Source organism: Agrobacterium sp. 22-226-1 (assembly GCF_053522345.1).
On the sequence record NZ_JBNWCP010000002.1, the window covers coordinates 137,332 to 163,516 of the forward strand.

Consider the following 26,185-nt stretch of genomic DNA (forward strand, 5'->3'; position numbering starts at 1 on the left):
TTTCGATACAGTTTCGCAGTTTCCGGAAACATGCCGGATACGCTGATCCATCACAAAGCTCCTATCACGAAACGCCGCAGCAGCGGCAAATGAATGGAGCCTCCCATGACCAAGATCGAGACTGTTCTTTATACCGGCAAGACCCACACGACCGGCGGGCGTGACGGATCGGCGCAAAGCGATGATGGCGCGCTGGGCATCAAGCTCTCACCTCCGGGCAGCGGAAAGCCGGGCACGAATCCCGAACAGCTTTTTGCGGCCGGCTGGTCGGCATGTTTTATCGGCGCCATGACAAAGGCGGCGGCGAAACGCCAGCTCCGGCTTCCCGCCGACACCGCCGTCGATGCGGAAGTCGACCTCGGCACGACGGGCGGCGAGTTCTTCCTGCAGGCTCGCCTGTCGGTAAGCCTGCCCGGGATCGATCGTCCCGTAGCACAGGCCATCATCGAGGAAGCCCATCAGATCTGCCCCTATTCGAAGGCAACCAGGGGAAACATCGATGTTACGCTCAAGCTCGCTTAAGCCGATTGTCTCCGCCCGTGCGCTTGTCATCGCCATCGTGTTTGCGGCGATATTCGCAGCACCGTGCGTATATGATGCAACATCCGACGAGCCCTCGCCGCTTGCTGGACTTCTGGGCGCGGTCTCATCGATGTGACCACAAGGGAACGGCTCGGCGCCCGCCGCAGCCGTTTTCGCGTTTCCACTTCTTCCTGCCATCCCTCTGATCAGCTCAATGAAGCCTGCCTGGACCCATGCGGCGCGCCTCCAGCGCGTTCCGCGGCGGCCAGACGAGCCGGATTTCCAACCATCTTGAACGAGGCCAGATCAATGCGATCAATTGAACACATCTATGTCGACGGTAAATTTGTGGTGCCAGACGGCAATGAACGGCTGGACCTTTTCAATCCGGCAACGGAAGAAAAAATCGGCGATGTCCGGCTTGGCAATGCTGATGATGCAAGGGCCGCAGTGGCAGCCGCGAAACGGGCTTTTCCCGCCATGGCAACATCCACCAAGGCGCAGCGTATCGATATGCTGCGCAGCCTGCGCGATACGATCGAAGAGCGACCGGATGAGCTTACGCAGGTCATGACCGAAGAATACGGCGCGCCCGCTTATTTCACGGCTTTCTCCGTTCAAAACGCAGCGTCGATTTTTGATGTTATGGCTGAGACCGTGGCGAACTACGACTTTGACCGGGTCGTGGGCAAAAGCACGGTCAGGATGCTGCCGCGCGGCGTTCTCGCCGCCATCACGCCCTGGAACAGCAATTTCGGTTTTATCGCCACCAAGCTTGCGCATGCAATCGGTTCAGGCTCGTCCCTCGTCATCAAACCGGCCGAACAGAGTGCGTTTCAGACGGATATTCTGGTGAGAAGGCTGCATCGGGCCGGCCTGCCGGCAGGGGTTTTCAACATTGTCAACGGCATGGGTCCGGTGGTCGGTGCGGCGCTGACGCAGGATCCCGACGTGGCGACCGTCAGTTTCACCGGTTCCACCCAGGCTGCAAAGATCATTCAGCGTGCGGCGATCGACGGCATGAAAAGGGTGGTTCTGGAGCTGGGAGGCAAAGCACCCACCATTATCCTGCCGGATGCCGATCTGGACAAGGCTATACCTGTCGCCCTGATGTCGGGCTTTGCAAACAGCGGCCAGGCCTGCGTCGCGGGTACCCGCATCCTGGCTCCGAGGTCCCGTCTGCCCGAGATTGCCGAGCGGTTGAAAATGGCGGCTGAAAAATTCAAAGTTGGCGATCCCCGTGATCCGGAGGTTCGGGTAGGCCCTCTCGCCAGCCTTGCCCAGTGGGAGAGGATCCAGACTTACATCCGGCTTGGTGTCGAAGAAGGAGCAACCCTGCTGACAGGCGGAACCGGACGACCGGCCGGGATTGAAAAAGGATGGTTCGCCCGCCCGACAATCTTCGCAGATGTCACGAACGAAATGCGCATCGCCCGCGAAGAAATCTTTGGTCCCGTCCTGTGTCTTCTCGCCTATGAGGACGAAGATGAGGCCGTCAAAATCGCCAATGATAGCGACTACGGATTGCAAGCCTATGTGCTTGGATCCGACCTCAGACGTGCCGAACGCATCGCCGAGAGGCTGATGGCCGGCCGTGTCGTCATCAACGGCGCACCGCATGATCCTCGCGCGCCCTTCGGCGGTTTCAAGCAATCCGGTGTCGGCAGGGAGATCGGTGCCTTCGGTCTCGACGGCATGCTCGAACCGCGAGCCGTTCTCACGCCGTAACGCGAGAAGTCTGCAGCGCCGGTCCCGACGCACTCTCCTTTCTGCTTCAGGCCGACATTGTATCCAGAAGTGTCAGCCGTGCGAAAACCGACGTTTGGTGACGCAACAGCAGGTCGAAAGAAACAGCCGGGATACGATCAACATCTACCTGTTTCGGACGCGAAATGGTCGCGGAACACATCGATATGGAGAGAAATATGATCGACGTCCTTCACCCCGCAAAAGGCGGACACAGCACCGCGATTTTCCCTGGGTCTGCAATGGCCGTGTTGATGGCCTTCACCCCTGCCTTGGCAGTTGAGACTGTCAAACCACCCCAATCCGAAACCGCCTCTGCCGACGACAGCATTCGGCCGTTCCAGGTTCATGTCGATCAGTCACAGATTGACGACCTCAAGGCGAGGATCAGGAATGCGCGCTGGCCGGATAAGGAAACCGTTGGCGATATTTCCCAAGGCATCCAGCTGGCGCGGGTTCAGGATCTCGTCCGATATTGGGGCAGCGACTATGACTGGCGAAATGCCGAGAAAGAACTCAACGCCTTGCCGCAGTTCATCACCAGGATCGACGGCGTCGACATCCACTTCATTCATGTCCGCTCACGCCATCCCAACGCCCTGCCTGTCATCCTCACCCACGGCTGGCCGGGTTCAATCTTCGAGTTCACAAAAGTCATCAGCCCGTTGACGGACCCGACCGCTTATGGCGGCAAAGCCGAAGACGCGTTCGACGTGATCATTCCCTCCATCCCCGGCTATGGTTTTTCAGGCCATCCGACCGATCTGGGCTGGGGACCGGACCGTGTTGCACGCGCTTGGGACACCCTTGTGAAGCGCCTCGGCTACACGCGCTATGTTTCCCAGGGCGGCGATCATGGTTCGGTCATTTCCGATGCGCTTGCCCGGCAGGCGCCAAAGGGTCTGCTCGGCATCCATCTCAATATGCCGGCCACCGTTCCCGGCGCGCTCATGAAAGGCATCAACAGCGGTGATCCGGCCCCTGCGGACCTGTCTGCGCCGGAACGGAATGCCTATGACTCGCTCAAGGAGTTTTTCGGCAGGAACGCTGCCTATGGCGCAATGATGGTCACAAGACCGCAGACGATCGGTTATTCCTTGTCGGATTCACCTGTCGGTCTTGCATCTTTCATCTACGAGAAATTCGCGCAATGGAGCGACAGCAATGGCGAGCCCGAAAGCGTGCTTTCCAGGGATGAAATGCTCAACGACATCACTCTCTACTGGTTGACCAACAGCGGCGCGTCCGGCGCGCGCTTCTATTGGGAAAACAACAACAACAACTTCAGCGCGGACGCCCAGAAGACCAAGGACATCAAGATCCCCGTCGGCATCACCGTCTTCCCAAAGGAAATCTACCGAGCGCCGGAGAGCTGGAGCAGGCAGGCCTATCCATCGCTGACCTATTATCATCAGGTGGATCACGGCGGACATTTCGCCGCCTGGGAGCAGCCCGGGATTTTCTCGAGCGAGCTTCGTGACGCCTTCAGAAAACTGCGCTGAGAGACGTCATTCTGGAAGCGCGGTTCCCGACCGCGCTTCACCACATCCTCGTGTTGCTGTCCGATTTAAAGCTTGGGCGTTTCTGCACCCAAAAAGCCGTCGCTCGACGCCAGTCGAGAAACGGCTTTTTCCGTATCTGATGCCAGGAGATTTCAGGCCGCAACCGCGACACGTTCCGCCATCCACTGATCCAGCGCAGACCGCAGCATTGATCCGGACACGGCGTCCGTGGAGGCGATCCCGATCAGGTATTTTGCGGCGTCGACGGCTATCGAGCAGCCGATCGGCAGGCGTTTCTCTGCACAGAACTCATTCAAAACCCTGCGGATCGACAGAAGCGACACTGCGTTGGTCATCTCGGATCTCCATCATGAATAACGATATTGCGCCACTTGATGGAGAAGCGTTGTGTCGAGAGTTTTCCATCGAAACCGAAAACGGTACCTCGATGTACTCTGACCGGTTGCTGATACAATAAGCTACGGTCGAGGACGGCGATCACATCGATCAGACCTGAAATTTCGTTCCGTTGCCCGAAGGATCCGGTTTCGCATCGACGCGATTTTCCGCCTCGGCCTGCTGCGACAGAGGAAGCTCCAGTTGGATATCCTCCATCTCGGGCAGGCTGGCGATGCCATCACGAAGGTCAACGTCTTCATAAGATGGTTTGAACGGCATCGGAATCTCCTTCCGCGCGGGATATTGGCCGCCATCCGCTTTTTCCGGCGGCGGCCGTTTCCGGTGATCAGCTATTAACAAAGGCCAGCAGATCCGGATTAATGACATCGGCATGGGTGGTCAGCATGCCGTGCGGATATCCCTTATACACCTTCAGCGTACCATTCTTCAGCAGTTTGACCGACAATTCGGCAGAATCTGCGATCGGCACAACCTGGTCGTCTTCACCGTGGAGAACGAGCGTCGGCACCGTGATCGCCTTCAGGTCTTCCGTCTGATCGGTTTCCGAGAAGGCCTTGACGCCGTCGTAATGGGCCTTGGCGCTGCCCATCATACCCTGACGCCACCAGTTCTGGATAACACCGGGAAAGACTTTGGCATCCGGACGATTGAAGCCGTAAAAGGGACCGGTCGGCACGTCGAGGAAGAACTGGGCGCGGTTTTCGGCCACACCCTTGCGGAAGCTGTCGAAGACTTCGATCGGCAGACCGCCGGGATTGGAAGGCGTCTTCAGCATCAGTGGCGGAACGGCGGAGACGAGAACGGCCTTGGCGACACGGCCCTGCGGTTCGCCGAACTTTGCGACGTAACGCGCGACCTCACCACCGCCAGTCGAGTGTCCGATATGAACAGCGTTCCTGAGATCGAGATGTTCGGCAACGGCGGATGCATCGGCGGCATAATGATCCATGTCGTGACCGTCGCTCACCTGCTGGGAACGGCCGTGGCCGCGACGGTCATGGGCCACGACGCGGTAACCGTTCTTTACGAAGAACAGCATCTGCGCATCCCAGTCATCGGAGGACAAAGGCCAGCCGTGATGGAAGACGATCGGCTGGGCATTCTTCGGGCCCCAGTCCTTGAAATAGATATCGACGCCGTCCTTGGTCTTTACGAATGATTCGGTCATTGGAAATTTTCCTTCGCTGCGGGATGGGATGGATTCTGAAAATGCTGTCGACGGCACAGCCATCGCAGTGGAAAGCGCGGCGCCGGCCAGCAGGACATGCCGTCTCGAAAGCGCCAGCGCGATTGGATCGTCGGTCATTCCGGTTTCCTGCCTGGTTTCAGCGGGCGCGGCGGGTGGTTTCAAACAGGAACCAGGTGCGGCGCTCGGTCTCGTCGATCCAGTTTTCGATCAGGCTGGTGGTGGCGTGATCGTTGAGGTCGGAGGTGAGGTTGTGCGTTTGTCGCAGGATGGCGGTCAACTGCTTGTTGTCCTCGCGCAGTTCGGCGAGCATGTCCTCCGGCGTGACGAAGTCGGCATCATTATCAAGGAGACGCTGGAGGCGGCCGATATGACCGATGGAACGGATGGTGGTGCCGCCGACCTTGCGCGCCCTTTCAGCAATGTCGTCGGTCATCGCGAATATCTGCGCTCCCTGTTCGTCCAGCAGCATGTGATAATCACGAAAATGCGGACCGGAAACATGCCAGTGGAAATTCTTGGTCTTGATGTAGAGCGTGAAGACATCCGCCAGCAGCGCGGTCAGTGCGGCGGCGATGTCGCGGCTCGCTTCGGCACCGAGGTCGGTCGGCGTTGCCAGTGGAAGCTTGCGGTTTTTGGCAGTTGTGGTCGTGTCCATGATCGTTCTCCTTTTGCAATCGACCGCCCGGTGTTGAGCGCCCCTGTTGCGGCTGTCTGATCGGCACCGAGGATAGAAAGAAGGATGGCTCGGGAGAAATCGGCTGGTGGTACAGTCCACCCGATACCTAAGTGTAGTTTCGGCGGGTTCGCATTCGGGATAGTTTTTGCCTGTCGCCCCGCCCCAGGGCGATTGGCTCGCAGAAGCCATGAACTCCGGTGTCCCCTCTCCCGGAGCCGCGGATCTCCTCCCGATCCGCCAAGGCCGCCCCCGCCGCAGGAGGCGGCCTTTTTCGTTCCGCCCTCCAGGGAGCAGGCAACCTATGCCTGAGTATGATGTTTACTCTTTCGCCGTTGCGTTAGCCTCAGCGGGCACGACAATCGTCAATCTGCAAAATCGAAGGAACCTCTGATATGGCGGAAGAACGGCCGGAAGGTATTGAAAGATACGATCACCCAGCCGGAGGCTGGGATGCATTGAAAGCCGTTGCGAAAACGCTCGCGCACCAGCAGATCGTCGCGCAGGGCACGATGACGCTGCTCAAGGCAAATCAGCCCGAGGGTTTCGACTGTCCCGGCTGCGCCTGGCCCGATCCCAAACACACATCATCGTTCGAGTTCTGCGAAAACGGCGCCAAGGCCATCACCTGGGAATCGACGGCGAAAAGATCCGGACCCGAACTTTTCGCGCAGCACACGGTTTCCGAACTGTGGCAATGGACCGATCACAAGCTCGAGGATGCCGGTCGGCTAACCCTTCCCCTGCATTACAATTCCAAGAAGGATCGCTATGCACCGATCGCCTGGGACGATGCCTTCAGCCTGATCGCACAGGAACTCAACAAGCTTGACGACCCCGACAAGGCTGAGTTCTACACGTCCGGCCGGGCATCCAATGAGGCTGCGTTTCTCTACCAGCTTTTCGTGCGCGCCTATGGCACGAACAATTTCCCTGATTGTTCCAACATGTGCCATGAGGCCACCAGCGTCGGCCTTCCGAAATCCATCGGTGTCGGCAAAGGCACGGTGACGCTGGAGGATTTCGATCATGCCGATGCGATCTTCAGCTTCGGCCACAATCCCGGCACCAACCATCCGCGCATGATGACGACGCTGCACAATGCCGCAAAACGTGGCGTGCCGATCGTCGTGTTCAATCCGCTGAAGGAACGCGCGCTCGAACGGTTCGCCGCGCCGCAGGACCCGATCGAGATGGCGACGCTCTCTTCGACGCCGATCGCCTCCGCCTATCACCAGCTTCGCACCGGAGGCGATCTCGCCGCCCTCAAGGGCATTATGAAGGCGGTGTTCGAACTCGATGCGGAGAGCCTTCAGGCGGACCGCGGCGGCGTACTCGACCGGGCTTTCATCGAGGAACATACCGCAGGCCTCGACGCGCTTCGCGCCGATATCGACGCGACGTCCTGGGATGTGATCTGCTCAGTCAGCGGGCTGACGAAAGAGGCTATAGAGAGTGTTGCGAGGATTTATGTGAATGCTTCTAACGTCATCATCTGTTACGGCATGGGTATAACCCAGCACGCCAAGGGTACCAGCAACGTACAGCAGATCGCCAATCTCCTGCTGCTGTGTGGAAATATGGGTCGCCCCGGGGCGGGAATAGCGCCCATTCGCGGCCATTCCAATGTTCAGGGAGACCGCACCGTCGGCATTACCGAAATCCCGAACAAGGCGCTGTTGGACGGCATGGAACGCGCTTTCGGTTTCCGCCCATCTGCGGAGAAGGGTCACAACGCGATAGAAGCCGTGGAGGCAATCATCGCCGGCAAATCCCGCGCACTTATCTGCCTCGGCGGCAATCTCGCCGTCGCCATGTCGGATACAGGCGCGACCTTCGAGGGCATGCGCAACCTCGATCTGGCCGTTCATATTGCAACGAAGCTCAACCGCTCTCATCTTTTGACAGCAAAGACATCGCTGATCCTGCCTTGCCTTGGACGCACCGATCTGGATATTCAGGCGTCAGGACCGCAGGCTGTGACAGTCGAGGATTCGATGTCGATGGTGCATGCCTCTCGCGGTTTCCTCAATCCACCAGGAGAACTGGTGAGGTCAGAGCCCGCCATCATCGCCGGCATCGCCAAGGCGACCATCGGAAACCGTCACGGAATTGATTGGGACTGGCTGATTGCCGATTACGACCGAATCCGTGACAAGATCGAAGAGGTCTTTCCCGATTTCAGGGATTTCAACAGCCGGGTTCGGGTAAAAGGCGGTTTTCGCCTTGATGTCGCGGCCTCCTTCCGCCGTTGGAACACGCAGAGCGGCAGGGCCAATTTCCTTGTCGCGACAGGACTTGAGGAAGACCCGCTCATCTCCAATCCGGAGGCCCTCGTGCTGACCACGATCCGCAGTCACGATCAATACAATACGACGATCTATGGCATGGATGACCGTTATCGCGGCGTCTTCGGCCGAAGGGACATTATCTTCATGAACCGGCACGACCTTGCCGCGCGCGGCCTGAAGGATGGCGATCGCATCGATATTCATGGCATCAGCCCGGAAAATGAGGACCGACACTTCGTTCAGGGTTTCACCGCGGTCGAATACAATATCCCGAAGGGATCGGCCGCAGGCTATTATCCGGAGATGAATGCGGTGGTAGCGCTCGGCCATTATGACCGCCTTTCCGGAACGCCTTCCTACAAGGGTGTCCCGATCACGGTGAGTCCGGCAGCCACCTGACGGCCGAAGGCCCGGCGCGCAACGCAACGGTCTTTGCGCGCTCTTTTCCCGCCATTCGGGTTGGACGTCACCTCGGGCATCAGGCATGGCCTGTGGAAGACCGGCTATATATGCGAATTTTTCGATATATCGCCGTGCCGTTTTACCGCTATCCTGATGTTTCGACGACGGTGGCAACCAAGACCTATGTATAGGTCAGGTTGTGCTGAAAAAACCGTATTGTCGGCAAAAATCGCATCGGGGGAACAATGTCGATTGCGTCAAGGATGTTTCGCGCGCGCGAACCGGAAGGTGGAGCGCACCATCTGGCTTTTGGCCTTGGGGCGCTGGCGCTGGCGGCCGCGGTATTTTACGTCGATACCTATACCGACATAGAAGGCGCGATCGCGGTGCTTTATGTCATCACGGTCCTTTTGGCCGCGCAGACTGTAAGCTGGTCGGGGCTGATCGCCGTCTCCTGCACCTGCGCCATTCTTTCCCTCCTGTCCTATGCAGCGACCCACGCGCAGGATGCGGATTTCCAGTCGGCGCTTCGGTTGGTCGTCGCCCTTGCGGCACTTGCCGTCACGACCATGCTGCTTTTGAAAACGGAGACCGCCCGGCTGGCAATGTTGTCCGTCAATGGGGCGCTGAAGGAAAGCGAGGAGCGTTATCGCTCCATTTTCGACCGTACGCGTGTCGCACTCTGGGAACGCGACTATTCGAAGCTTCACGCCCTGCTGATGGGCCTCAAGCAACGGGGCATCACCGACATGCGGGCCCATGCCCGCGCCAATCCGGGTTTTACGCAGCAATGCATCGATCTCATCACGGTCGTTGCATCGAATGAAGCCGGGAAGGAAATGCTGGGTTACGATTCCTCTATCCGCGGCACCCTCCAGCAATCGGTCGTTTCTTCGTCCGGCAAGTTCGTCGATGTACTGCAGGCGATCATCGACAATCAGGGTGTCTTTGAAGACAAGGTGGTGGTGCGCACCGACAGCGGCGAAGACAAGCTGGTGCTTCTTTCAATCAGTTTCCCCGCGGAGGCGGCCTCCTTCAATCGTGTGGTGGTCAGCATGGTGGATATCACCCAGCGCGAAATGGCGTTGAAGGCGCTGGCTGAAGCTCAGGCGGAATTGACAAAGGCCTCGAAGGCGGCGGCCGTCGGAGCCATGTCCGCATCGCTCTCCCACGAACTGAACCAGCCGCTTGGCGCCATCATCGTCAATGCGCAGACATTGCTGCGCTGGCTCGATCGCGATCCGCCGGATCTCGCCGCCGCCCGCCGCTCGGCCGAACGCATGATCCGCGACGGGCAGCGCGCTAGTGAAATCATCCAGAACACGCGCAGCCTGCTTGCCCATACAAGCGGCAAGGTGGAAACCTTCGACCTCGATGAGTTCATCGACGAAACGCTAAGCCTTCTCGAACATGAGCTGGAACGCAGCAGAACCACGGTGCATGTGGAAAAAGCGGCCACGCCGCCGATAAGAGCCGTCAGGATCGAATTGCAGCAGGTCCTCATCAATCTTCTCACAAACGCCATTCAGGCCATGGACGAGGCGGGCACCGGCAATCGCACCATCATGGTGCGGAAGGAACGTGAAGACAGGGACAATATTCATATTGCGGTTCACGACAATGGACCGGGTTTCCCGGCGCAGATGAAGGAAAAGCTGTTTTCGCCGTTTTTCACGACCAAGGAAACGGGAATGGGCATGGGGCTTTCCATCTGCCGCACGACGCTGGAAGCACGGGGCGGCAGGCTTACCGGTGACAATCATCCTCTCGGCGGGGCGGTCTTTACCATTTCCATGCCGATCAGCCAGGAGATGGAACATGCCTGAGCCACGCAAGACGACAAAGGAGCCGCCGTCACCCATCGTGTTCATCGTCGACGACGATGTGTCGATGCGCGAGGCGCTCACCGATCTTTTCCGCTCCATGAAGTTCGATGCCGAAGCTTTCGACAGCGCCGCCGCCTTTCTTGAAAAAGCCAATCTGAACCGACCTGGCTGCCTGCTGCTTGATGTGCGGCTTCCGGGCATAAGCGGCCTGGATTTCCAGATGCAGCTGGAACGCGTCGGCAACCGGATGCCGATCATTTTCATGACCGGGTTCGGCGATATTCCGATGAGCGTGCGGGCGATGAAGGCGGGCGCCGTGGATTTTCTGACCAAGCCCTTCAAGGAACAGGACATTCTCGACGCCGTCGCGGCCGCGATGGAGCGGGATGCGTCGCGACGCCGTGAAAGCGCCCAGAACGACGCCGTCACCTCCCTTGCCGAACAGCTGACGCCAAGAGAACGCGAGGTCATGGGCGCCGTTGTCCGCGGCCTGATGAACAAGCAGATCGCCTACGAGCTCGGCATAAGCGAGGTCACTGTGAAGCTGCATCGGGGCAATGTCATGCGCAAAATGGAGGCGAGATCCGTCGCCGATCTCGTGCGCAAAGCGGAGCTGATCGGCGAGAAGCTGCGGCCACCTGTATCTTAGTATGGTATCTTTGATAGCGGCATGGGCGCATAGAGAAGAAAGAAAAACAGAAAAGGTCGCTTTCATTGCCCCCCGTTCCCGTCATTGCTGTCGTCGACGACGATCCCGCCATTCGCGAAGCCATGGATGATCTGATCATATCCTTTGGTTACGAATGCCGCCTGTTTGCTTCTGCCGAAGAATTCCTGGAATCGAAGCAGCAGGCGGGCATCGACTGCATCGTCGTGGACGTGAAAATGCCCGGTCTTTCCGGCATCGAGTTGCAGAGTGAGCTGAACAGGCGCGGCAACCACCCGCCGATGATCTTCGTCACCTCCTATCAGGATGAGCGCACCCGAAATGCGGCCTTGAACGGCGGCGCTTTGGCCTTTCTCGGCAAGCCGGTCAATATCGTCAGTCTGATCGGATGTCTGGAATCCGTTCTCGCCCGGCCGTCCTGACGCTGACGCTTCGCCACCGAGCGGGCGAGCCAGCCTATATCCGCTCGCAGACAAGCCTTCCATCGCTTGTTTGCATCTCTTCCAAGTGAATTGGTCGTTATTTCATGCCCCGACGCCCTGCCGCCCGGGCAGGCATTTCCGTTGAGCGGATGCCTCTCGACGCCAACACCTTCCGCTATACGAACTAGACCTCTGTATAGATGCCGGCTTCGCTTCTCCGCCGTAGCCTCTGCTCCAGTCAAGCGCTTCCCTTCCGGACGCTCCCGACGACACCACCACCCCTTTCAGGAGCAAGGCATGACCTCCATCAGCAAGAATGCGGACGCGCAAAGACGGCGTCACCTCAAAGTCGCAGCAATGTTGATGCTGGGTGCGGTCGCCGTGTTCGGAGGAAATGCATTCCTGATCAGGGATAGCGAGCCGGCGCTCGCGGCCTCCGAAGACGTCGCATCAGCCAGCGCCTTCCGCATCCTCACACCGCAGACGACCGACAGGCTTGGCGGACATTCCACGCCTGTCGCGGCCGCCGGCGATGCAACCGAAGGCGAAGAGACTGTAGCGGCCACGGACAAGACATCCTGCGTCGCCGCCCGCGCCGCCCGGAAAACGGGCCGACACGACACGCTCGATCCAAAAGCCTTCTGCCAGCTGCAGCAACGCCTCTTCAATGCCGAGCTGATCGACCGCATCGCCTTGCTCCAACTCGCATCGCAGGCCCACCCTATCAGCACCTCGTCCCAACTCGCCATGAACAAGGAGTTCTGAGATGGAAACTTTGACCAGACGCGCAGTCCTCGCAATCGGCGCCGTCGGCGGCACCGCCCTTGCCGCCAGCACGGCCGGGGCAGCCTCTTTCGGCAATCCCGACCAGCCCGCCGAGGGTGCAGTCAACGCCAATGCTGCGGGCCTCAGCGATCCCGGCCCGAAGAACTCCGCGATCAACGACCAGTTTCCATCCTTCCAGAGCCCGCCGGCGACCGATGTGGGTGACATGCAACTCTTCTGGGGCTCGTTCAACAACGCCGCCAAGCGAATCCAGAACGGCGGCTGGGCACGTCAGGTGACCAAGTCGGACTTCGCGATTTCGGATGCCGTGTCCGGCGTCAACATGCGGCTCGGACCGGGCGGCATTCGTGAGATGCACTGGCACCGCGCCGCCGAATGGGCCATCATGACCAATGGCCATTGCCGCATCACGGTGCTCGATACGCAGGGCCGCGCTTATGTGCAGGATGTGGAGGCCGGTGATCTCTGGTATTTTCCGGCCGGCTACCCCCATTCGCTGCAGGGACTTGGTCCCGACGGCTGCGAATTCGTCATCGTGTTCGATGAAGGCGACCAGTCCGAATATGGCACCCTGCTTCTCACCGACTGGCTGGCGCATACCTCTCCCGAACTGCTGGCCAAGAATTTCGGCGTCGTGCCGGACGTGTTCCGGAACATTCCGCTGCAGAACCTCTGGATATTCCAGGGCAAGGAGCCGGGACCGCTCTCCCGAGATCAGGAAGCCGTTGCCGGCGCGGGGCTTCCCCCGTTCCCGTTCACCTATAAGCTCGCGGCATCAAAGCCACTGAAGGAAAACGCTGCCGGCCTCATTCGCCTCGCCGACAGCAGCGCCTTTACCGTGTCCAAAACCATCGCCGCCGCCATCGAAACGATCAAGCCCGGCGGGGTGCGCGAAATGCACTGGCACCCCAACGCGGACGAATGGCAATACTGGATCACGGGTGAAGGCCGGATGACCGTATTCGACGCGGGGCCACGCAGCCAGACCGCGGATTTCCGTGCTGGCGACATTGGCTACGTGAAGAGGAGCCAGGGCCACATCATCGAAAATACCGGCAAGACCGACCTGCAATTCGTCGCGGTCTTCAAGACCGCCGAATACCAGGAGGTCAGCCTGTCGTCCTGGCTGACCCACACCCCGCCGGCGCTCGTAGCCCAGCACCTCAACGTCAGCATCGAGGATGTGGCGAAGTTTCCCGCAAACCAACCGGCGATCATGCCGGGCTGAACCTCCTGCCCACCCTTTGACCGGCGTTTCGGCATACCCGATCCGCAGGTCTTCCAAGACAGGACGCAACGCAAAACCAGTATCGAAAGTCAGGAACAGCCATGAAACCATTGACAATCCGGATCGCCGGCGGCTCGCTTGCCGGTCTCTTCACGGCGATATTGCTTCAGCAGGACGGGCACGATGTGAAAGTCTACGAACGCTCTGCAACCGGCCTCGGAGGGCGTGGTGCAGGACTGGTGCCGCAGCAGGAATTATTCGAGGTTCTGAACCAGATCGGCTGCGAAGACGTCTCCCATGTCGGTGTGGTTGCGAAGGAGCGCGTCTACCTCGACGCCGACGGCCACGTCGCCCAGCGCCAGAAGACGCCGCAGATGCAGATTTCATGGGACTATCTCTTCGAGCGCGTATCCTCCCGCCTCCTTGCCGATACCTATCGTCTCGGACACCATATCAACGCGGTTCGGGAAGGCCCTGATGGAGTGACACTATCCTTCACCGACGGCACGGAAGACCGCGCTGATCTGGTGATCGGCGCGGATGGCCTGGGTTCGGTCATCCGCAAGGCGGTTAATCGCCATTCAGAAAACGCCTTTGCGGGTTACGTCGCCTGGCGCGGACTGATCAGGGAAACCAAATTGCCGGCCGATGCATCCCTGCTGCTCGACCGCTTCGCTTTTTATATCGCACCCGGAATTCATGTTTTGGGTTACCTCGTGCCGGGCCCCCAGGGTGAGACACAACAGGGACAGCGCCGCTACAACTGGGTGTGGTATCGCCCCACACCGGCTGACGAGCTGCCCCGCACCTTCGCCGGCCGCGACGGCAGGCATTTCGAGCATTCGCTCCCCCGCGGCGAGCTGGCCGAACAGCGCCGCGAGCAACTGCGCAGGGACGCGTTTTCCCTTCTGCCGCCGCAACTGGCTCTTGCGGTGGAAGCCGAGGAAACCCCATCGATCCAGGGCATTTTTGACTATGAGGCTGAACAGATGGTGTCGCCACGTATGGCGCTGGTCGGGGATTCCGCCTTTGTGGTTCGCCCTCACACCGCAATGGGCGTTTCCAAGGCCGCGGGCGACGCAATGGCACTACGCGACGCCCTGCGACAGACGGATGACCTGCCTGCAGCCCTTTCACGATATCAGAAAACCCGCCTGCCGGTGGGCAAGTCAATTGCCGCCTATGGCCAGAGGCTTGCCGAGACCGCGATCTGACTACGGGTCAAATCAGGTGCGCCCGGTGTCATTGTCGTCCGGGAACTTGTGCCTACGGCTAAGCGCAAAGGGATCAGCCGGATTTTGCGATCAGCGAGCGAAATCGCTCGCTCATTTCAGGGTTGGCGGGATTATAGACCATCATGTTGAGATCCGAGCGTCCCTCCACCGCAAAGCATGAAAACTCCAGTTCGATTGTTCCCAGAACCGGATGGTGTAGGCGCTTGAGGCCCTCGTGCATGCTTGTGACCTCGTTGTCATCCCACATGGCCTTGAATTCTGAGCTGGCGGCCGAGAGCTCATCGACAAGTTGCTGGATGCCGGCGCCAGCGCCGGCGCGCGCGGCATCTGCCCGGAACGCGCCGACCACGTAGCGGGCGACATTGCGCCAGTCCTCCTGGGCAGTGCGCACCCGTTCATCGGAGAAAATCAGACGCAGAATGTTGCGGTTCTCTCTCGCCAGTTTGCTGTAATCCGTGAGGATGACGGCGGCGGCCCGGTTCCATGCCAGGACGTCCCATGTCGCCGTTCTGATGATCGCGGGGCTGAAGGGCAACGCGTCAAGCACGCCCTGAAGACGGGGCGTTATCGTCTCGGGCTGACGATAACGCTGCTCGGGCGGATGTCCGAAGGCCAATATATGCAGGTGGTCGCGCTCGGGATCGGTCAGCATCAGTCCCTTGGCGATACGATCCAGCACATCCGCCGAGGGCGAACCGCCGCGACCCTGCTCCAGCCAGGTGTACCAGGTCGGACTTATATTGGCGCGCTGGGCAACCTCTTCCCGGCGCAGGCCCGGTGTGCGGCGGCGGCCGATGGGAAAACCAAACGTTGCAGGATCAAGCCGCAGGCGGCGATCGCGCAGGAAGGTGCTAAGTGCATTCTCCGTCATTGCATTCCTCGCCGCAGCCTGTTGAGAATTATACCATGATAAAGTCACTACTTTAACAGGACAATTCTTCATGAGATCACCCTCCCCGTCAACGCGGGAGATTTTGTATGCGTGTTTTTCTGACAGGTGCCACCGGGTTCATCGGCTCCCGGATTCTTCGTGAACTGCTCATCGACGGCCATGAGGTGATCGGCCTCACCCGCTCGGAGGCCGGCGCAAAAGCGCTGCAGGCCGCTGGAGCTTCCGCCCACATCGCAACGCTGGAAGATGCGGCCAGACTGGCCGGGGGCGCAGAGACTGCCGATGCCGTCATCCATACGGCCTTCGACCATGATTTCGCGAATTTCGCCGCCAATTGCGAAAAGGATCGCCGGGTGATCGCGGCGCTCGGTGCCGTATTGGCTGGTTCCGACAGGCCGATGCTCATCACCTCAGGGGTCGGCATGGGTGATCCCGGCAATGGCGAACCCGCCCGGGAGGATGTGTTCGATACGCATCATTTCAATCCGCGCATCGCCTCGGAACTCGCGGGCCAGGAGCAATTGCAGGCGGGCGTCAATCTCGGCGTCATCCGGCTCCCGCAGGTGCATGACACGGTAAAACAGGGCCTCATCTCGCCCTATATCGAGATGTCGCGCGAAAAAGGCATCGTCGCTTATGTCGAGGACGGCGGCAATCGCTGGTCAGCCGGGCATGTGGACGATGTGGCGAAGCTCTACGTGATGGCGCTCCTTCGGGCCGAGCGGGGTGCTCGCTATAATGCCGTGGCGGAAGAAGGCGTTATGGTGCGCGATATTGCCGGGATAGTTGCCGAGAGGCTGGGGCTGCCGCTCGTTTCCATAGGCAAAGAGGACGCCGCCGGCCATTTCGGCTGGTTTGCCCTGTTCGCCGCCATGGATCTTACGGCCTCCAGCGCGCTCACCCGGGAGAAACTCGGCTGGATACCGACTGGACCGGGCCTGCTCGACGATCTCAGAGCCATGGACTACGCGACGATCGAATAACCGGCAGGCAGGCGTCCGCCTCAGGCCTGTCGTCAGGATCCGATGCGGCGAAGATGGCAACACGGCAGCACCGGGAAAACCGATGCTGCTTCCAAACATGGTGGATGTTCAGGTGGCAGGCATCACTTGCCCGACGCCCGTCTGCCAAGGCCCAGCAGGTGGTAAAAGGCAATCGCTCCGATTGTTGCCGTGCCGATGCCATCGAGCGTGAAGCCCGCGACATTGAGCTTGAAGTTGCCGGCGCCCAGCACCAGAGCGATACCCACGGTGATGAGGTTGCGCGGCTCGGAAAAATCGACCCTGTTTTCAACCCAGATCCGCCCAGCTGTCGCCGCGATGAGGCCGAAGACCACGACGGAAAGGCCGCCGATGACCGGTCCGGGAATGGTCTGAATGAGCGCACCGAATTTCGGCGAAAAGCCGAGAATGATGGCCACCAGTGCAGCTACGACGAAGACGAGCGTCGAGAAAATGCGGGTTATCGCCATGACACCCATGTTTTCGGCATAGGTCGTCATGCCGGTGCCACCGAAGGCGCCTGAGAACATCGTCGCAATGCCGTCACCGATAAAGGCGCGACCGAGATAACGATCGAGGTTCTGCCCGGTCATCGCGCCTATCGCCTTGATATGCCCGAGATTTTCCGCCACGAGAATGACGACGACCGGAGCAATTAGCGCAATCGCGGAGCCGGAAAATACCGGCGCGGTGAATGTCGGCAGACCGAACCACGATGCGGCCGCAACGCCTGCAAAATCGACCGGTTTGCCGAGACCGAGGCCGTTTGCCACCACGAGATAAGCGATATAGGCAATCGCGCCGCCGAGAAGAATGGGCAAGCGGCGCGCCATGCCGGGCGCATAGACAGCAATCGCGCCGACCGATGTGACTGTCAGGATCGCAATCCAGCGCGAGAGCTGGTCGCCGTCGGGATTGCCCGGGCCGGAGCCGGAGGCGCTTGCAATCGCAATGGGTGCGAGAACGAGACCAATTGCCGCTACAATCGCGCCGGTCAGAACCGGCGGCATCAGCTTTTCGATCCAGTCATGGCCGGCGATCATGACGATGACGCCGATCAGCGCATAAAGCACACCGGCGGCGATGATACCGCCGAGTGCCAGCGCGATATCAGGACTCGCCGCACCCGCGGCCGCCCCCGTTGCCACGAGCACCGGTCCGATGAACGCAAAGGAAGAGCCAAGATAGCTCGGGACACGTCCGCCAACGGCGATGAAGAAGATCAGTGTCGAGATGCCCGAAAACAGGATAGAGACGTTCGGATCAAACCCCATGATCAATGGTGCAAGAACCGTCGACCCGAACATCGCCACGACATGCTGAAAACCGAGCACCGCGGTCTGCCCCGCAGGCAGACGCTCATCGGGCAAGATGCGCCCTTCGGTTTTCAGTCGCCAGCGCGGAAAATAACCACCGGTATCACTCATGTCGCCCCCCCCAGGAAACAGCCGGCACGCGCTTCCCGGGTTTTCCGGTTTCAGTTCGTCGCCGCGCAAAAGATTTGCTTTTTATGATTTGCGCCCGCCTCCGTAGATCGAATCGGCAGCCGATGCATCTTTTCTCCGTTAGCGCGATCGGCTGCACCTGTCATCGGCAACGGACCGTTTCCCACTGTTACGCATTCCGGCGCGGAACAATCAGCTCCCGCGCCGGTAAAATGATACCAGATCGACGGTATTAGCGCGCTTTTTCAAGCGCCGTCAGAATCTCATAGGCCGCCGAAACCCGCTCCTCATTGGGGTAGTTTTTATTAGCCAGAATGACGATGCCCAACTTCTGCTTTGGTATGAACGCCACATAAGCGCCAAAACCATTGGTGGAGCCGGTCTTGTTGATGAATACATCCTGGCGCGGTTTCATGGGCGGTGAGATTTCGGAAACCGACACGCTCTTGAGCAGGGCACCGGAATTCAGCTCTCGCAATGTCTTCAACGGTGCGGGATGGGTATATTGCTCCCAGACCATGTCCTGCGTCATGGCGCCGACGCTGAAATATCCCATATGGGTATTGGTGAGCGCCTGCTGGATTTTTCCGTCCAGCTTTTCCAGTCCCATATTCGCATTGACGAAACGGATCATGTCTTCCGCTGTCGATCTGACGCCGTAGGCTTCCGAGGAGAGAACGGCCGGTGTCACGCGGGCGGGCTCGCCTGTTCGCTTATAGCCCTGCGCGTAATCGGCCATCTTTGCCTCGGGCACCACGGTAAAGGTGTTCTTCAAGCCCAAAGCGGGAAAGAGCGTATCTTTCATGGCGTCATCGAAGCTTTGGCCCATGGCCTTTGCGGTGATGTATCCGAGCATTCCGATGCTGGGATTGGCATAAGTTCTGTGTGTTCCGGGCTTGTATGAGGGTTTCCAGGCCTTGAGATAGGCCAGCAACTGCTGTTCCGTCTTGACGTAATCCGGTACCTGCAACGGAAAGCCGCCGGCGGTGTGGGTGCCGAGTTGCATCAGCGTGACATCACCGAAGGGCTTGCCCTTCATGGAGGGAAGATAATTTTCCACCTTGCTCGAGAGCGAAAGCTGGCCATTCATTTCGGCATAAGTGCTGAGGGTGACCGTGAAAGTCTTGGAGATTGAGCCGAGTTCGAAAAGCGTCTGCGCCGTCACCGGCTGGCCCGAGCTTTTGGACATGACGCCATAGGTGAAGATGTGGCTTTCGCCATCGACACTGATACCAACGGCAAGGCCCGGAATGCCGTTTTTCTCCATGACCGGTTTGATCGCGGCATCCGTTATCGCTTTCAGCTTCGCATCATCGGCGGCGAGCGCCTGCGTGAACAGGCCCGTCGAAAGCAAAGTGGCCAGTGCGATATCTCTGCGATTAAGTTTCATCTTTCGCGTTCTCCAAAACCTAGGGTGGATTTTCAGCCCGTGGGCCGTTCCCAGCGAAAGAGGTTTAACCGGCCTACATTGCACGAACAAATCATGATATCTCGGAGAAGACACAAGAAAATCTAGGTCTCGAATGGTTCGGCAATTTCTTCCCCTGAACGGCTTACGGGCTTTTGAGGCATCGGCGCGGCACCTGAGCTTCACCCGCGCGGCCATCGAATTATGTGTGACGCAGGCGGCTGTGAGCCAGCAGGTGAAAGGGCTGGAAAAGCGGCTTGGCGTTTCGCTTTTTCAGCGGCTTCCGCGCGGCCTGAAGATTACTGCGGAAGGCGAGGCCCTGCTGCCGACGGTAACCAGCTCATTCGACCAGATGGCGACGACGCTCGACCGGATCGAGGCCGGTCAGGTGCGCGAATTGCTGTTTCTGGGTGTTGTGGGAACCTTTGCCGTGGGCTGGCTGCTGCCCCGGCTGAAGGTGTTTCAGAAGCAACATCCCTTCATCGATGTCAGGGTTTCCACCAATAATAACCGGGTGGATATGGCGGCTGAAGGGCTGGATTTCGCCATTCGTTTCGGCCAGGGCTCCTGGCACGGCACGGATGCCTTTCGGTTATTCGAGGCGCCTCTCTCCCCGCTCTGCACGCCGAAACTGGCAGAGACGCTGAAAACGCCCGCTGATCTGATGGAAGCGACGCTGCTGCGCAGCTACAGGGCCGATGAATGGAGCAACTGGTTTGCCGCGGCCGGCGTGACGCCCGCGGCGCAGGTGAATGCCGGCATTGTTTTCGATACGTCTCTGGGCATGATGGAGGCCGCCCTGCAGGGGCTTGGCGTGGCGCTGGCGCCGCCATCGATGTTTTCGCGGCATCTCGCCTCCGGCGCGATCATCCAGCCTTTTCCGGTTACCATTTCGCTCGGGAGCTATTGGCTGACCCGGCTGCAATCGAAACCGCCGACACCCGCCATGCAGGCCTTTTCCGACTGGATGTTCAACAGCATAGGCGCTGCGGAATAAGGCCTATGCCAGGGCGAGCAGAACGCCGCCGGCCGCGCAGAGGACCACCACGGCCCATGGCGGGGTTTTCCAGATCGTCAACAGGATGAAGCCAGTGAGCGCCAGGGTGAAATCCTTCGGGGTGAAGATGGCGCTTGTCCAGACCGGATCATAAAGCGCAGCGCCCAGAATGCCGACGACAGCGGCATTTGCGCCGCGCATGGCAGCCTGCGCCAGAAGGTGCTTGCGGAACCCTTCCCAGAAGGGCAGCGCGCCGACGAGCAGCAACATGCCGGGCAGGAAGATCGCGACAAGGGCGATCGCCGCACCTGCAACGCCGTTGGGCTGTGGCCCTACCACCGCACCGAGATAGGCAGCGAAGGTGAAGAGCGGGCCGGGCACGGCCTGGGTTGCGCCATAACCGGCGATGAAGGCATCTTCCGTAACCCAGCCCGTGGCGACGACTTCCGATTGCAGCAGCGGGAGCACCACGTGCCCGCCACCGAAAACCAACGCGCCGGCGCGATAAAAGGCATCGAACAAGGAGAGACCCTGGGACGCCGCGACCGCCGCAAGCAGCGGCAGGAGGCCAAGAAGCAGGGCAAAGGTGGCGAGCGCAACGTATCCGGCGCTTTTCGGCACCCGGAAGGCGAGATGGGTGGCCTGCCGCGCGGCATCGGCACGACAGAAGACAAGCCCGGCGAGCGCGCCGACGGCAAGCGCCAGGATCTGTCCGAAGGCGCCGGCGACAAACACGACGCAGACAATGCCGGCAAGCGCGATGCTGGCCCGCTCACGATCCGGCGCAAGGCTTTTTGCCATACCCCAGACCGCCTGCGCCACGACGGCGACAGCAACGATTTTCAGCCCATGCAGGAGGCCGGTGCCGACTGGCCCTTCGATGGAGGCAGCGACCATGGCGAAGAAAAAGAGGAGAATGGCGGATGGCAGGGTAAACGCCGTCCAGGCCGCCAGCGCACCGAGCGGGCCCGCCCGCAGCAGCCCAAGCGCAAACCCCACCTGACTGGAGGCCGGGCCGGGAAGAAACTGGCAGAGCGCCACAAGATCGGCATAACCGGCCTCGTCGATCCATTTGCGCCGCACGACAAGTTCATCGCGAAAATAACCGAGATGGGCGATAGGGCCGCCGAAGGAGGTGACGCCGAGCTTCAGGAAGGCCGCAAAAACCTCACCGGGTGTGCCGTGTCTCTGGCCGTGCACTTCGGTCTTTATGCTTCGCGTTGACGATTTCACCAAAAAACTCCCTGCGTGCAACGGCTAGTCGTCAACACATATCAGCCCCAAGACGGTTTCGGTATCAGATACCATTATGACAGGCATATGAAGGGGCTGGCGGCGTTGACGCCGGAACGTTGCGATAACGTTCCGGCGTCGTTCGGCGATTATCCGGCGAAGGAGCTGTCGTTCAGTCGGAATAGTTCTGAGCGATTTTGCCCCTATCAGCTGGCATTCGTCACTTTATGGGCGGAAATAGCGAAAACCCCTCAATCTTAATCTCCCGATGCCCCGGAGAGCCTGTCCGGCCGGAATGGCTCCAGCAATCCGCGATAGGGCTTGGCAAGCGGCGTGGCATAAGCGCCGCGCTTGGCGGTGGACAAACCCATGGACACCAGCGATTCCGCCTGCTTGACGGCCGCCGCGACGCCATCAACAACCGGCACGCCGAACTCATCGCGTAGTTCGGCGGCAAGATCCGCCATGCCGGCACAGCCGAGTACGATCGCCTCCGCCCTGTCCTCTTTCAGGGCCAGCGAGATTTCCTCGCGCAGCCTTTCACGAGCGTTCGAGGCGGGGTCTTCCAGCGACAGGACCGGAATATCGGCGGCGCGCACATTGCAGCGGGCAGACATGCCATAACGGCGGACGAGGTGTTCCAACGGCAGCCGCGAGCGTTCCATCGTCGTGACGATGGTGAATTTCTGGGCGATGAAGGCGGTGGCGGAAACCGCCGCCTCGCAGATGCCGATAACGGGAATATCGGCGAGAGCCCGGGCGGCATCGAGCCCGGTATCGTCGAAGCAGGCGATGATCGCCGCGTCGGCTCCAAGCGCCGGCACCTTTGCCAGCTCCAGCAGCAGGCCGGGCACGGCGAAAACCTCGTCGTAATAACCTTCGATGGAGACAGGCCCCATGGAAGAGGTGACGGCCACTATGTCCGTATCGGGGCCGGCTATCCGCGTCGCGGCGTCGGCAATGGTCGCGGTCATGGATTGCGTGGTGTTTGGATTGATGACGAGAATGCGCATTTTACGTTTCTTTATCCGCGTGAATGGCGGCGATTGAGCGTGACGATCAGGCCGAGCGTGGCCGCGATCACCAGGAAGGAAAACAGGGTTGTAACAGCACCGAGCGCATAAAGCACCGGCGTCGTGACATTGGTGGTCATGCCGTAGATTTCCAGCGGCAGCGTGTTGTAGGTCCCTGACGTCATCAATGTACGGGCGAACTCGTCATAAGAAAGCGTGAAGCCGAAGAGGCCGACGCCGATCAGGCTCGGCGCGATCATCGGCAGCACCACATGGGCGAAGGTCTGCCAGGAAGACGCGCCGAGATCGCGGGCCGCTTCCTCATAGGACGGCGAAAAGCGGTTGAAGACGGCCAGCATGATGAGCACGCCGAAAGGCAGCGTCCAGGTGAGATGCGCACCGAAGGCGGACGTATACCATGACGGCTCCAGCCCGAGCTGCTGAAACAGAACGCCGATGCCAAGCGAAATGATGATCGACGGCACCACGAGGCTTGCGACCGACAGATAGAACAACGGCGTCGCACCGATGAATTTGCGCCGGAAGGCAAGGCCCGCCAGCAGCGAAACCAGCACGGTAACGGCCATGACCATCAGGCCAAGAGCGAAGGAACGGCGGAAGGAGCCGCCGAAATCGCCGACGGCCTGCTGTTCGAAGAGATTGCCGAACCAGTGCAGCGAAACGCCGTTCAGCGGGAAAGTCAGGCCGCCATTCGGCCCCTGAAAGGCGAGGATGAGGATGGCCGACAGCGGACCGTAAAGAAACAGCACGAAGAGGGCGAAAAAGAAGGCGAGGATGTAGAATTCGCGACCGCGTTTTTCCTGATGCATGGGATCAAAGCTCCTTGCGGATATCGACGATGCGCAGGATGCCCGCGACCATCAGAAGAACGAGGATGAGCAGGATGACGGCGTTCGCAGCGGCGGCCGGATATTGCAGCAGCGACATCTGGTTCTTCATCATCAGCGCCACCGAGGCACTCTGACCGCCGGACATGACCTGAACCGTTGAGAAATCGGCCATGACCAGCGTGACGACGAAGATGCTGCCAATCGCCATGCCGGGCTTGGCAAGCGGAATGATGACGTTACTGAGCGTCTGCCAGCCCGTCGCGCCGGCGTCACGCGCCGCCTCGATCAGCGATTTGTCGATGCGCATCAGCGTGTTGAAGATCGGCGTGACCATGAACAGCGTATAAAGATGCACCATGGCCAGCACGACGGCGAAATCCGAATAAAGCAGCCATTCGATCGGTTCGGGAATGATGCCGGTGCCAACCAGCGCGCTGTTGACGAGGCCGTTTCGCCCAAGCACCGGAATCCAGGAAATCATGCGGATGATATTCGACGTCAGGAAGGGCACGGTGCAGACGAGAAACAGCACCATCTGCATGGTGGTGGTGCGGATGTGGAAGGCAAGGAAATAGGCGACCCAGAAACCGCAGAACAGCGTGATCGCCCAGACCATGGCGGCATATTTCAGGGTGTTGAGATAAGTCTGCCAAGTGACCCAGGAGCCGAGCGTTTCCAGATAGTTGAACGTCACGAAATCCGGATACATCTGGGCGAAATCGTAATCCCAGAAGCTAACGATGGCGATCATGAGGATCGGCAGAGCCAGGAAAAAGCCGAGGATCAGCAAAAGCGGAGCGGCCTGAACATAGGACACGAGCTTTTGCGGCAGCGCGAAGCTGCGGGGCGGCCTGTCCTTTTTGTCGCTGACGCCGATGAGTCTGACCGTCACCATCATGAAGCCTTTCGCTGGATTTGCTGAAGCACCGACGGCGATGCCGCCAGCGAGCATGTTGACAAGTCCTCCGCACTCTCGACGTCATCCTCGGGCTTGACCTGAGGATCTAACCACGTCCGATGTGGTGGTTCGTTAGATCCTCGGGCCAAGCCCGAGGATGGCGGAGGAGAGGTTTGGGCGACTGCCGCTTTCAGGACCGGTGACGACAAGCCGCTACCGGTCCTGTCTTTTACATCACGCCGCGATGAATTCGTTCCAGCGGCGGACCATGTAGCGGTCTTCATCCATGACGGAGTTCCAGCACGCGACCTTGCCCATGCGTTCCTCGAAGGAGCCGCCATCGCGCACGGCGCCGGCCTTTTCCATGACCTTGCCGTCGGGTGCGATGATATCGCCCTGCGCCGGCTTGCCTTCAACCCAATAACCCCACTCGTCGGCGGTCATGTGCTCCTTGGCCGTTTCCATGGCGGCGGAATAATAACCCTGACGGTTGAGGTAAGCGCCGACCCAGCCCGAGGTGTACCAGTTGATATATTCATAGGCCGCATCGAGTTTCGCGCCCGAGAGGTGCTTCGCAAGCCCGAGACCGCCGCCCCAGGAGCGATAGCCTTCCTTCAGCGGCTGGTATTTGCAGGCGATGCCCTTGGAACGGACAGCCGCAACGGCAGGCGACCACATGGACTGGATGATGACTTCTCCCGACGCCATGAGGTTGACGCTTTCGTCGAAGCTCTTCCAGAAGGCGCGGAACTGGCCGTCCTTCTTGGCCTTGATGAGGAAGTCGATGGTCTTGTCGATCTCCTCCTTGGTCATGTTGCCCTTGTCGGCATATTTGATGTTGCCCATGGCTTCCATGATCATCGCCGCATCCATGATGCCGATGGAGGGGATGTTGAGAATGGAGGTCTTGCCCTTGAACTTCGGGTCCATGATATCGGCCCAGCTGGAGATATCGCGGCCGACGAGATCGGGGCGGATGCCAAGCGTATCGGCATTGTAGATGGTCGGGACCATGGTGAAATAATCGGTCTCGCCCTTGGCGAACTTCTTGTCGCCGGGCTTTTCGACGAAACCGACCGTGTGCGGGGCCGTGCCCTGCGCCACGACGCTGTCCGGCTTCAGCTTGCCGTTTTTGAACAGCGGCACGATCTTGTCGTAATATTTGAGCTTCTTGATTTCCATCGGCTGGATGACGCCGGCCGGATAGACCTTCTTCAGGATCCAGTATTCGATGTCAGCGATATCGTAGGAATTCGGCTGGGTGACGGCGCGCTGGGCGGCGGCATCCGAGTCCGTCGCCGTCATTTCGAGCGTGATGCCGAGATCGGCCTTGCACTTTTCGGCAATGGCGTTGAGGTTCGATACACCCGTGCCGAACTGGCGGATGGTGATCGGGTTCTGCGCCCAGATGGTCGGGAAGCCGGTGATGAGGCCGGAGCCGATCGCGGCACCCGTGGCGGCCGCGCCCGCCTTCAGGAGGCCGCGGCGGGACAGGCCCTTTTTGCTGTTGGTGGTATCGGTCATTTCAAAGTTCTCCT

Annotated in this window: 24 protein-coding genes; 12 read left to right on the forward strand and 12 right to left on the reverse strand. The window is 59.8% G+C overall.

What is annotated here, in order from left to right; genetic code table 11:
• The first annotated feature begins 105 nt into the window (after positions 1–105).
• From ACQZ5K_RS03610 to ACQZ5K_RS03620, 3 genes are all read left to right on the forward strand, one after another.
• Entirely contained in the window at positions 106–522 is a 417-nt protein-coding gene (locus ACQZ5K_RS03610; RefSeq protein WP_448739698.1) for an organic hydroperoxide resistance protein, read from the forward strand.
• Between the two features lie 309 nt (positions 523–831).
• Positions 832–2,250, forward strand: a complete 1,419-nt coding sequence (locus ACQZ5K_RS03615) for an aldehyde dehydrogenase family protein (protein ID WP_448739699.1) — start codon at positions 832–834, stop codon at positions 2,248–2,250.
• Between the two features lie 197 nt (positions 2,251–2,447).
• On the forward strand, positions 2,448–3,770 hold the full coding sequence (locus ACQZ5K_RS03620) for an epoxide hydrolase family protein (RefSeq protein WP_137004509.1): 1,323 nt from the start codon (positions 2,448–2,450) through the stop codon (positions 3,768–3,770).
• 152 nt (positions 3,771–3,922) lie between these two features.
• Here the strand turns inward: ACQZ5K_RS03620 and ACQZ5K_RS03625 are convergent, their stop codons facing one another.
• The 4 genes from ACQZ5K_RS03625 to ACQZ5K_RS03640 form a co-directional block, all read right to left on the reverse strand.
• Positions 3,923–4,126, reverse strand: coding sequence for a hypothetical protein (locus tag ACQZ5K_RS03625; protein ID WP_137004510.1), 204 nt, complete (start codon positions 4,124–4,126; stop codon positions 3,923–3,925).
• A gap of 151 nt (positions 4,127–4,277) precedes the next feature.
• A complete protein-coding gene (locus ACQZ5K_RS03630) occupies positions 4,278–4,448 on the reverse strand; it encodes a hypothetical protein (RefSeq protein ID WP_175422103.1) in 171 nt (56 codons plus the stop codon).
• 67 nt (positions 4,449–4,515) lie between these two features.
• Entirely contained in the window at positions 4,516–5,496 is a 981-nt protein-coding gene (locus ACQZ5K_RS03635) for an alpha/beta fold hydrolase (protein WP_137004511.1), read from the reverse strand.
• A gap of 19 nt (positions 5,497–5,515) precedes the next feature.
• On the reverse strand, positions 5,516–6,034 hold the full coding sequence (locus ACQZ5K_RS03640; RefSeq protein ID WP_137004512.1) for a Dps family protein: 519 nt from the start codon (positions 6,032–6,034) through the stop codon (positions 5,516–5,518).
• A gap of 413 nt (positions 6,035–6,447) precedes the next feature.
• Between ACQZ5K_RS03640 and ACQZ5K_RS03645 the strand changes: the two genes are divergently transcribed.
• The 7 genes from ACQZ5K_RS03645 (at position 6,448) to ACQZ5K_RS03675 (ending at position 14,888) form a co-directional block, all read left to right on the forward strand.
• Positions 6,448–8,742 carry an FdhF/YdeP family oxidoreductase gene (locus tag ACQZ5K_RS03645; RefSeq protein WP_137004513.1) on the forward strand — a complete coding sequence of 765 codons (2,295 nt, stop codon included), beginning with the start codon at positions 6,448–6,450 and terminating at the stop codon, positions 8,740–8,742.
• A gap of 248 nt (positions 8,743–8,990) precedes the next feature.
• On the forward strand, positions 8,991–10,571 hold the full coding sequence (locus ACQZ5K_RS03650) for a PAS domain-containing sensor histidine kinase (RefSeq protein ID WP_137004514.1): 1,581 nt from the start codon (positions 8,991–8,993) through the stop codon (positions 10,569–10,571).
• Positions 10,564–11,220, forward strand: a complete 657-nt coding sequence (locus ACQZ5K_RS03655) for a response regulator transcription factor (RefSeq protein ID WP_137004515.1) — start codon at positions 10,564–10,566, stop codon at positions 11,218–11,220. Before ACQZ5K_RS03650 ends, ACQZ5K_RS03655 begins: the two co-directional genes overlap by 8 nt.
• Positions 11,221–11,285: 65 nt before the next feature.
• Positions 11,286–11,660, forward strand: coding sequence for a response regulator transcription factor (locus tag ACQZ5K_RS03660; RefSeq protein WP_137004516.1), 375 nt, complete (start codon positions 11,286–11,288; stop codon positions 11,658–11,660).
• A gap of 297 nt (positions 11,661–11,957) precedes the next feature.
• Positions 11,958–12,425, forward strand: coding sequence for a hypothetical protein (locus ACQZ5K_RS03665; protein WP_137004517.1), 468 nt, complete (start codon positions 11,958–11,960; stop codon positions 12,423–12,425).
• A gap of 1 nt (position 12,426) precedes the next feature.
• Entirely contained in the window at positions 12,427–13,674 is a 1,248-nt protein-coding gene (locus tag ACQZ5K_RS03670; RefSeq protein ID WP_137004518.1) for an oxalate decarboxylase family bicupin, read from the forward strand.
• A gap of 101 nt (positions 13,675–13,775) precedes the next feature.
• Positions 13,776–14,888: an FAD binding domain-containing protein gene (locus ACQZ5K_RS03675; RefSeq protein WP_137004519.1), complete on the forward strand. Its 1,113-nt coding sequence runs from the start codon at positions 13,776–13,778 to the stop codon at positions 14,886–14,888.
• A 73-nt stretch (positions 14,889–14,961) separates the two neighbouring features.
• Here the strand turns inward: ACQZ5K_RS03675 and ACQZ5K_RS03680 are convergent, their stop codons facing one another.
• Positions 14,962–15,780 carry a helix-turn-helix transcriptional regulator gene (locus tag ACQZ5K_RS03680; RefSeq protein WP_078053581.1) on the reverse strand — a complete coding sequence of 273 codons (819 nt, stop codon included), beginning with the start codon at positions 15,778–15,780 and terminating at the stop codon, positions 14,962–14,964.
• 107 nt (positions 15,781–15,887) lie between these two features.
• On the opposite strand from ACQZ5K_RS03680, the gene ACQZ5K_RS03685 reads away from it, so the two are divergent.
• Entirely contained in the window at positions 15,888–16,784 is an 897-nt protein-coding gene (locus tag ACQZ5K_RS03685; RefSeq protein WP_137004520.1) for an SDR family oxidoreductase, read from the forward strand.
• Positions 16,785–16,906: 122 nt separating this feature from the next.
• On the opposite strand, the gene ACQZ5K_RS03690 is transcribed toward ACQZ5K_RS03685, so the two are convergent.
• Together ACQZ5K_RS03690 and ampC are read right to left on the reverse strand one after the other, a co-directional pair.
• Entirely contained in the window at positions 16,907–18,229 is a 1,323-nt protein-coding gene (locus tag ACQZ5K_RS03690) for a solute carrier family 23 protein (RefSeq protein WP_137004521.1), read from the reverse strand.
• Positions 18,230–18,479: 250 nt separating this feature from the next.
• Positions 18,480–19,637, reverse strand: a complete 1,158-nt coding sequence (gene ampC / locus ACQZ5K_RS03695; RefSeq protein WP_137004522.1) for a class C beta-lactamase — start codon at positions 19,635–19,637, stop codon at positions 18,480–18,482.
• Between the two features lie 133 nt (positions 19,638–19,770).
• On the opposite strand from ampC, the gene ACQZ5K_RS03700 reads away from it, so the two are divergent.
• Positions 19,771–20,652, forward strand: a complete 882-nt coding sequence (locus tag ACQZ5K_RS03700) for a LysR substrate-binding domain-containing protein (protein WP_137004523.1) — start codon at positions 19,771–19,773, stop codon at positions 20,650–20,652.
• Positions 20,653–20,655: 3 nt separating this feature from the next.
• Here the strand turns inward: ACQZ5K_RS03700 and chrA are convergent, their stop codons facing one another.
• From chrA to ACQZ5K_RS03725, 5 genes are all read right to left on the reverse strand, one after another.
• Complete coding sequence (gene chrA / locus ACQZ5K_RS03705) at positions 20,656–21,885, reverse strand: chromate efflux transporter (RefSeq protein ID WP_137004524.1); 1,230 nt, start codon at positions 21,883–21,885, stop codon at positions 20,656–20,658.
• Between the two features lie 257 nt (positions 21,886–22,142).
• Positions 22,143–22,898: an aspartate/glutamate racemase family protein gene (locus tag ACQZ5K_RS03710; protein ID WP_137004525.1), complete on the reverse strand. Its 756-nt coding sequence runs from the start codon at positions 22,896–22,898 to the stop codon at positions 22,143–22,145.
• Between the two features lie 11 nt (positions 22,899–22,909).
• The gene (locus ACQZ5K_RS03715) at positions 22,910–23,728 is read right to left on the reverse strand and encodes an ABC transporter permease (RefSeq protein ID WP_004432890.1); all 819 of its coding nucleotides are present in this window, start codon (positions 23,726–23,728) and stop codon (positions 22,910–22,912) included.
• A gap of 4 nt (positions 23,729–23,732) precedes the next feature.
• On the reverse strand, positions 23,733–24,644 hold the full coding sequence (locus tag ACQZ5K_RS03720; RefSeq protein WP_137005884.1) for an ABC transporter permease: 912 nt from the start codon (positions 24,642–24,644) through the stop codon (positions 23,733–23,735).
• Between the two features lie 237 nt (positions 24,645–24,881).
• Positions 24,882–26,171, reverse strand: coding sequence for an ABC transporter substrate-binding protein (locus ACQZ5K_RS03725; RefSeq protein ID WP_137004526.1), 1,290 nt, complete (start codon positions 26,169–26,171; stop codon positions 24,882–24,884).
• Positions 26,172–26,185 lie beyond the last annotated feature (14 nt).

Bases quoted from the DNA above. Each gene is read 5' to 3' on its own strand.
- ACQZ5K_RS03725 (WP_137004526.1), bottom strand. From the start codon at position 26,171: ATGACCGATACCACCAACAGCAAAAAGGGCCTGTCCCGCCGCGGCCTC.
- ACQZ5K_RS03640 (WP_137004512.1), bottom strand. From the start codon at position 6,034: ATGGACACGACCACAACTGCCAAAAACCGCAAGCTTCCACTGGCAACG.
- ACQZ5K_RS03715 (WP_004432890.1), bottom strand. From the start codon at position 23,728: ATGCATCAGGAAAAACGCGGTCGCGAATTCTACATCCTCGCCTTCTTT.
- ACQZ5K_RS03680 (WP_078053581.1), bottom strand. From the start codon at position 15,780: ATGACGGAGAATGCACTTAGCACCTTCCTGCGCGATCGCCGCCTGCGG.
- ACQZ5K_RS03665 (WP_137004517.1), top strand. From the start codon at position 11,958: ATGACCTCCATCAGCAAGAATGCGGACGCGCAAAGACGGCGTCACCTC.
- ACQZ5K_RS03645 (WP_137004513.1), top strand. From the start codon at position 6,448: ATGGCGGAAGAACGGCCGGAAGGTATTGAAAGATACGATCACCCAGCC.
- ACQZ5K_RS03615 (WP_448739699.1), top strand. From the start codon at position 832: ATGCGATCAATTGAACACATCTATGTCGACGGTAAATTTGTGGTGCCA.
- ACQZ5K_RS03625 (WP_137004510.1), bottom strand. From the start codon at position 4,126: ATGACCAACGCAGTGTCGCTTCTGTCGATCCGCAGGGTTTTGAATGAG.
- ACQZ5K_RS03720 (WP_137005884.1), bottom strand. From the start codon at position 24,644: ATGGTGACGGTCAGACTCATCGGCGTCAGCGACAAAAAGGACAGGCCG.
- ACQZ5K_RS03635 (WP_137004511.1), bottom strand. From the start codon at position 5,496: ATGACCGACGATCCAATCGCGCTGGCGCTTTCGAGACGGCATGTCCTG.
- ACQZ5K_RS03685 (WP_137004520.1), top strand. From the start codon at position 15,888: ATGCGTGTTTTTCTGACAGGTGCCACCGGGTTCATCGGCTCCCGGATT.
- ACQZ5K_RS03650 (WP_137004514.1), top strand. From the start codon at position 8,991: ATGTCGATTGCGTCAAGGATGTTTCGCGCGCGCGAACCGGAAGGTGGA.
- ACQZ5K_RS03610 (WP_448739698.1), top strand. From the start codon at position 106: ATGACCAAGATCGAGACTGTTCTTTATACCGGCAAGACCCACACGACC.
- ACQZ5K_RS03630 (WP_175422103.1), bottom strand. From the start codon at position 4,448: ATGCCGTTCAAACCATCTTATGAAGACGTTGACCTTCGTGATGGCATC.
- ACQZ5K_RS03690 (WP_137004521.1), bottom strand. From the start codon at position 18,229: ATGAGTGATACCGGTGGTTATTTTCCGCGCTGGCGACTGAAAACCGAA.
- ACQZ5K_RS03700 (WP_137004523.1), top strand. From the start codon at position 19,771: ATGGTTCGGCAATTTCTTCCCCTGAACGGCTTACGGGCTTTTGAGGCA.
- ACQZ5K_RS03675 (WP_137004519.1), top strand. From the start codon at position 13,776: ATGAAACCATTGACAATCCGGATCGCCGGCGGCTCGCTTGCCGGTCTC.
- ACQZ5K_RS03670 (WP_137004518.1), top strand. From the start codon at position 12,427: ATGGAAACTTTGACCAGACGCGCAGTCCTCGCAATCGGCGCCGTCGGC.
- ACQZ5K_RS03620 (WP_137004509.1), top strand. From the start codon at position 2,448: ATGATCGACGTCCTTCACCCCGCAAAAGGCGGACACAGCACCGCGATT.
- ACQZ5K_RS03710 (WP_137004525.1), bottom strand. From the start codon at position 22,898: ATGCGCATTCTCGTCATCAATCCAAACACCACGCAATCCATGACCGCG.
- ACQZ5K_RS03655 (WP_137004515.1), top strand. From the start codon at position 10,564: ATGCCTGAGCCACGCAAGACGACAAAGGAGCCGCCGTCACCCATCGTG.
- ampC (WP_137004522.1), bottom strand. From the start codon at position 19,637: ATGAAACTTAATCGCAGAGATATCGCACTGGCCACTTTGCTTTCGACG.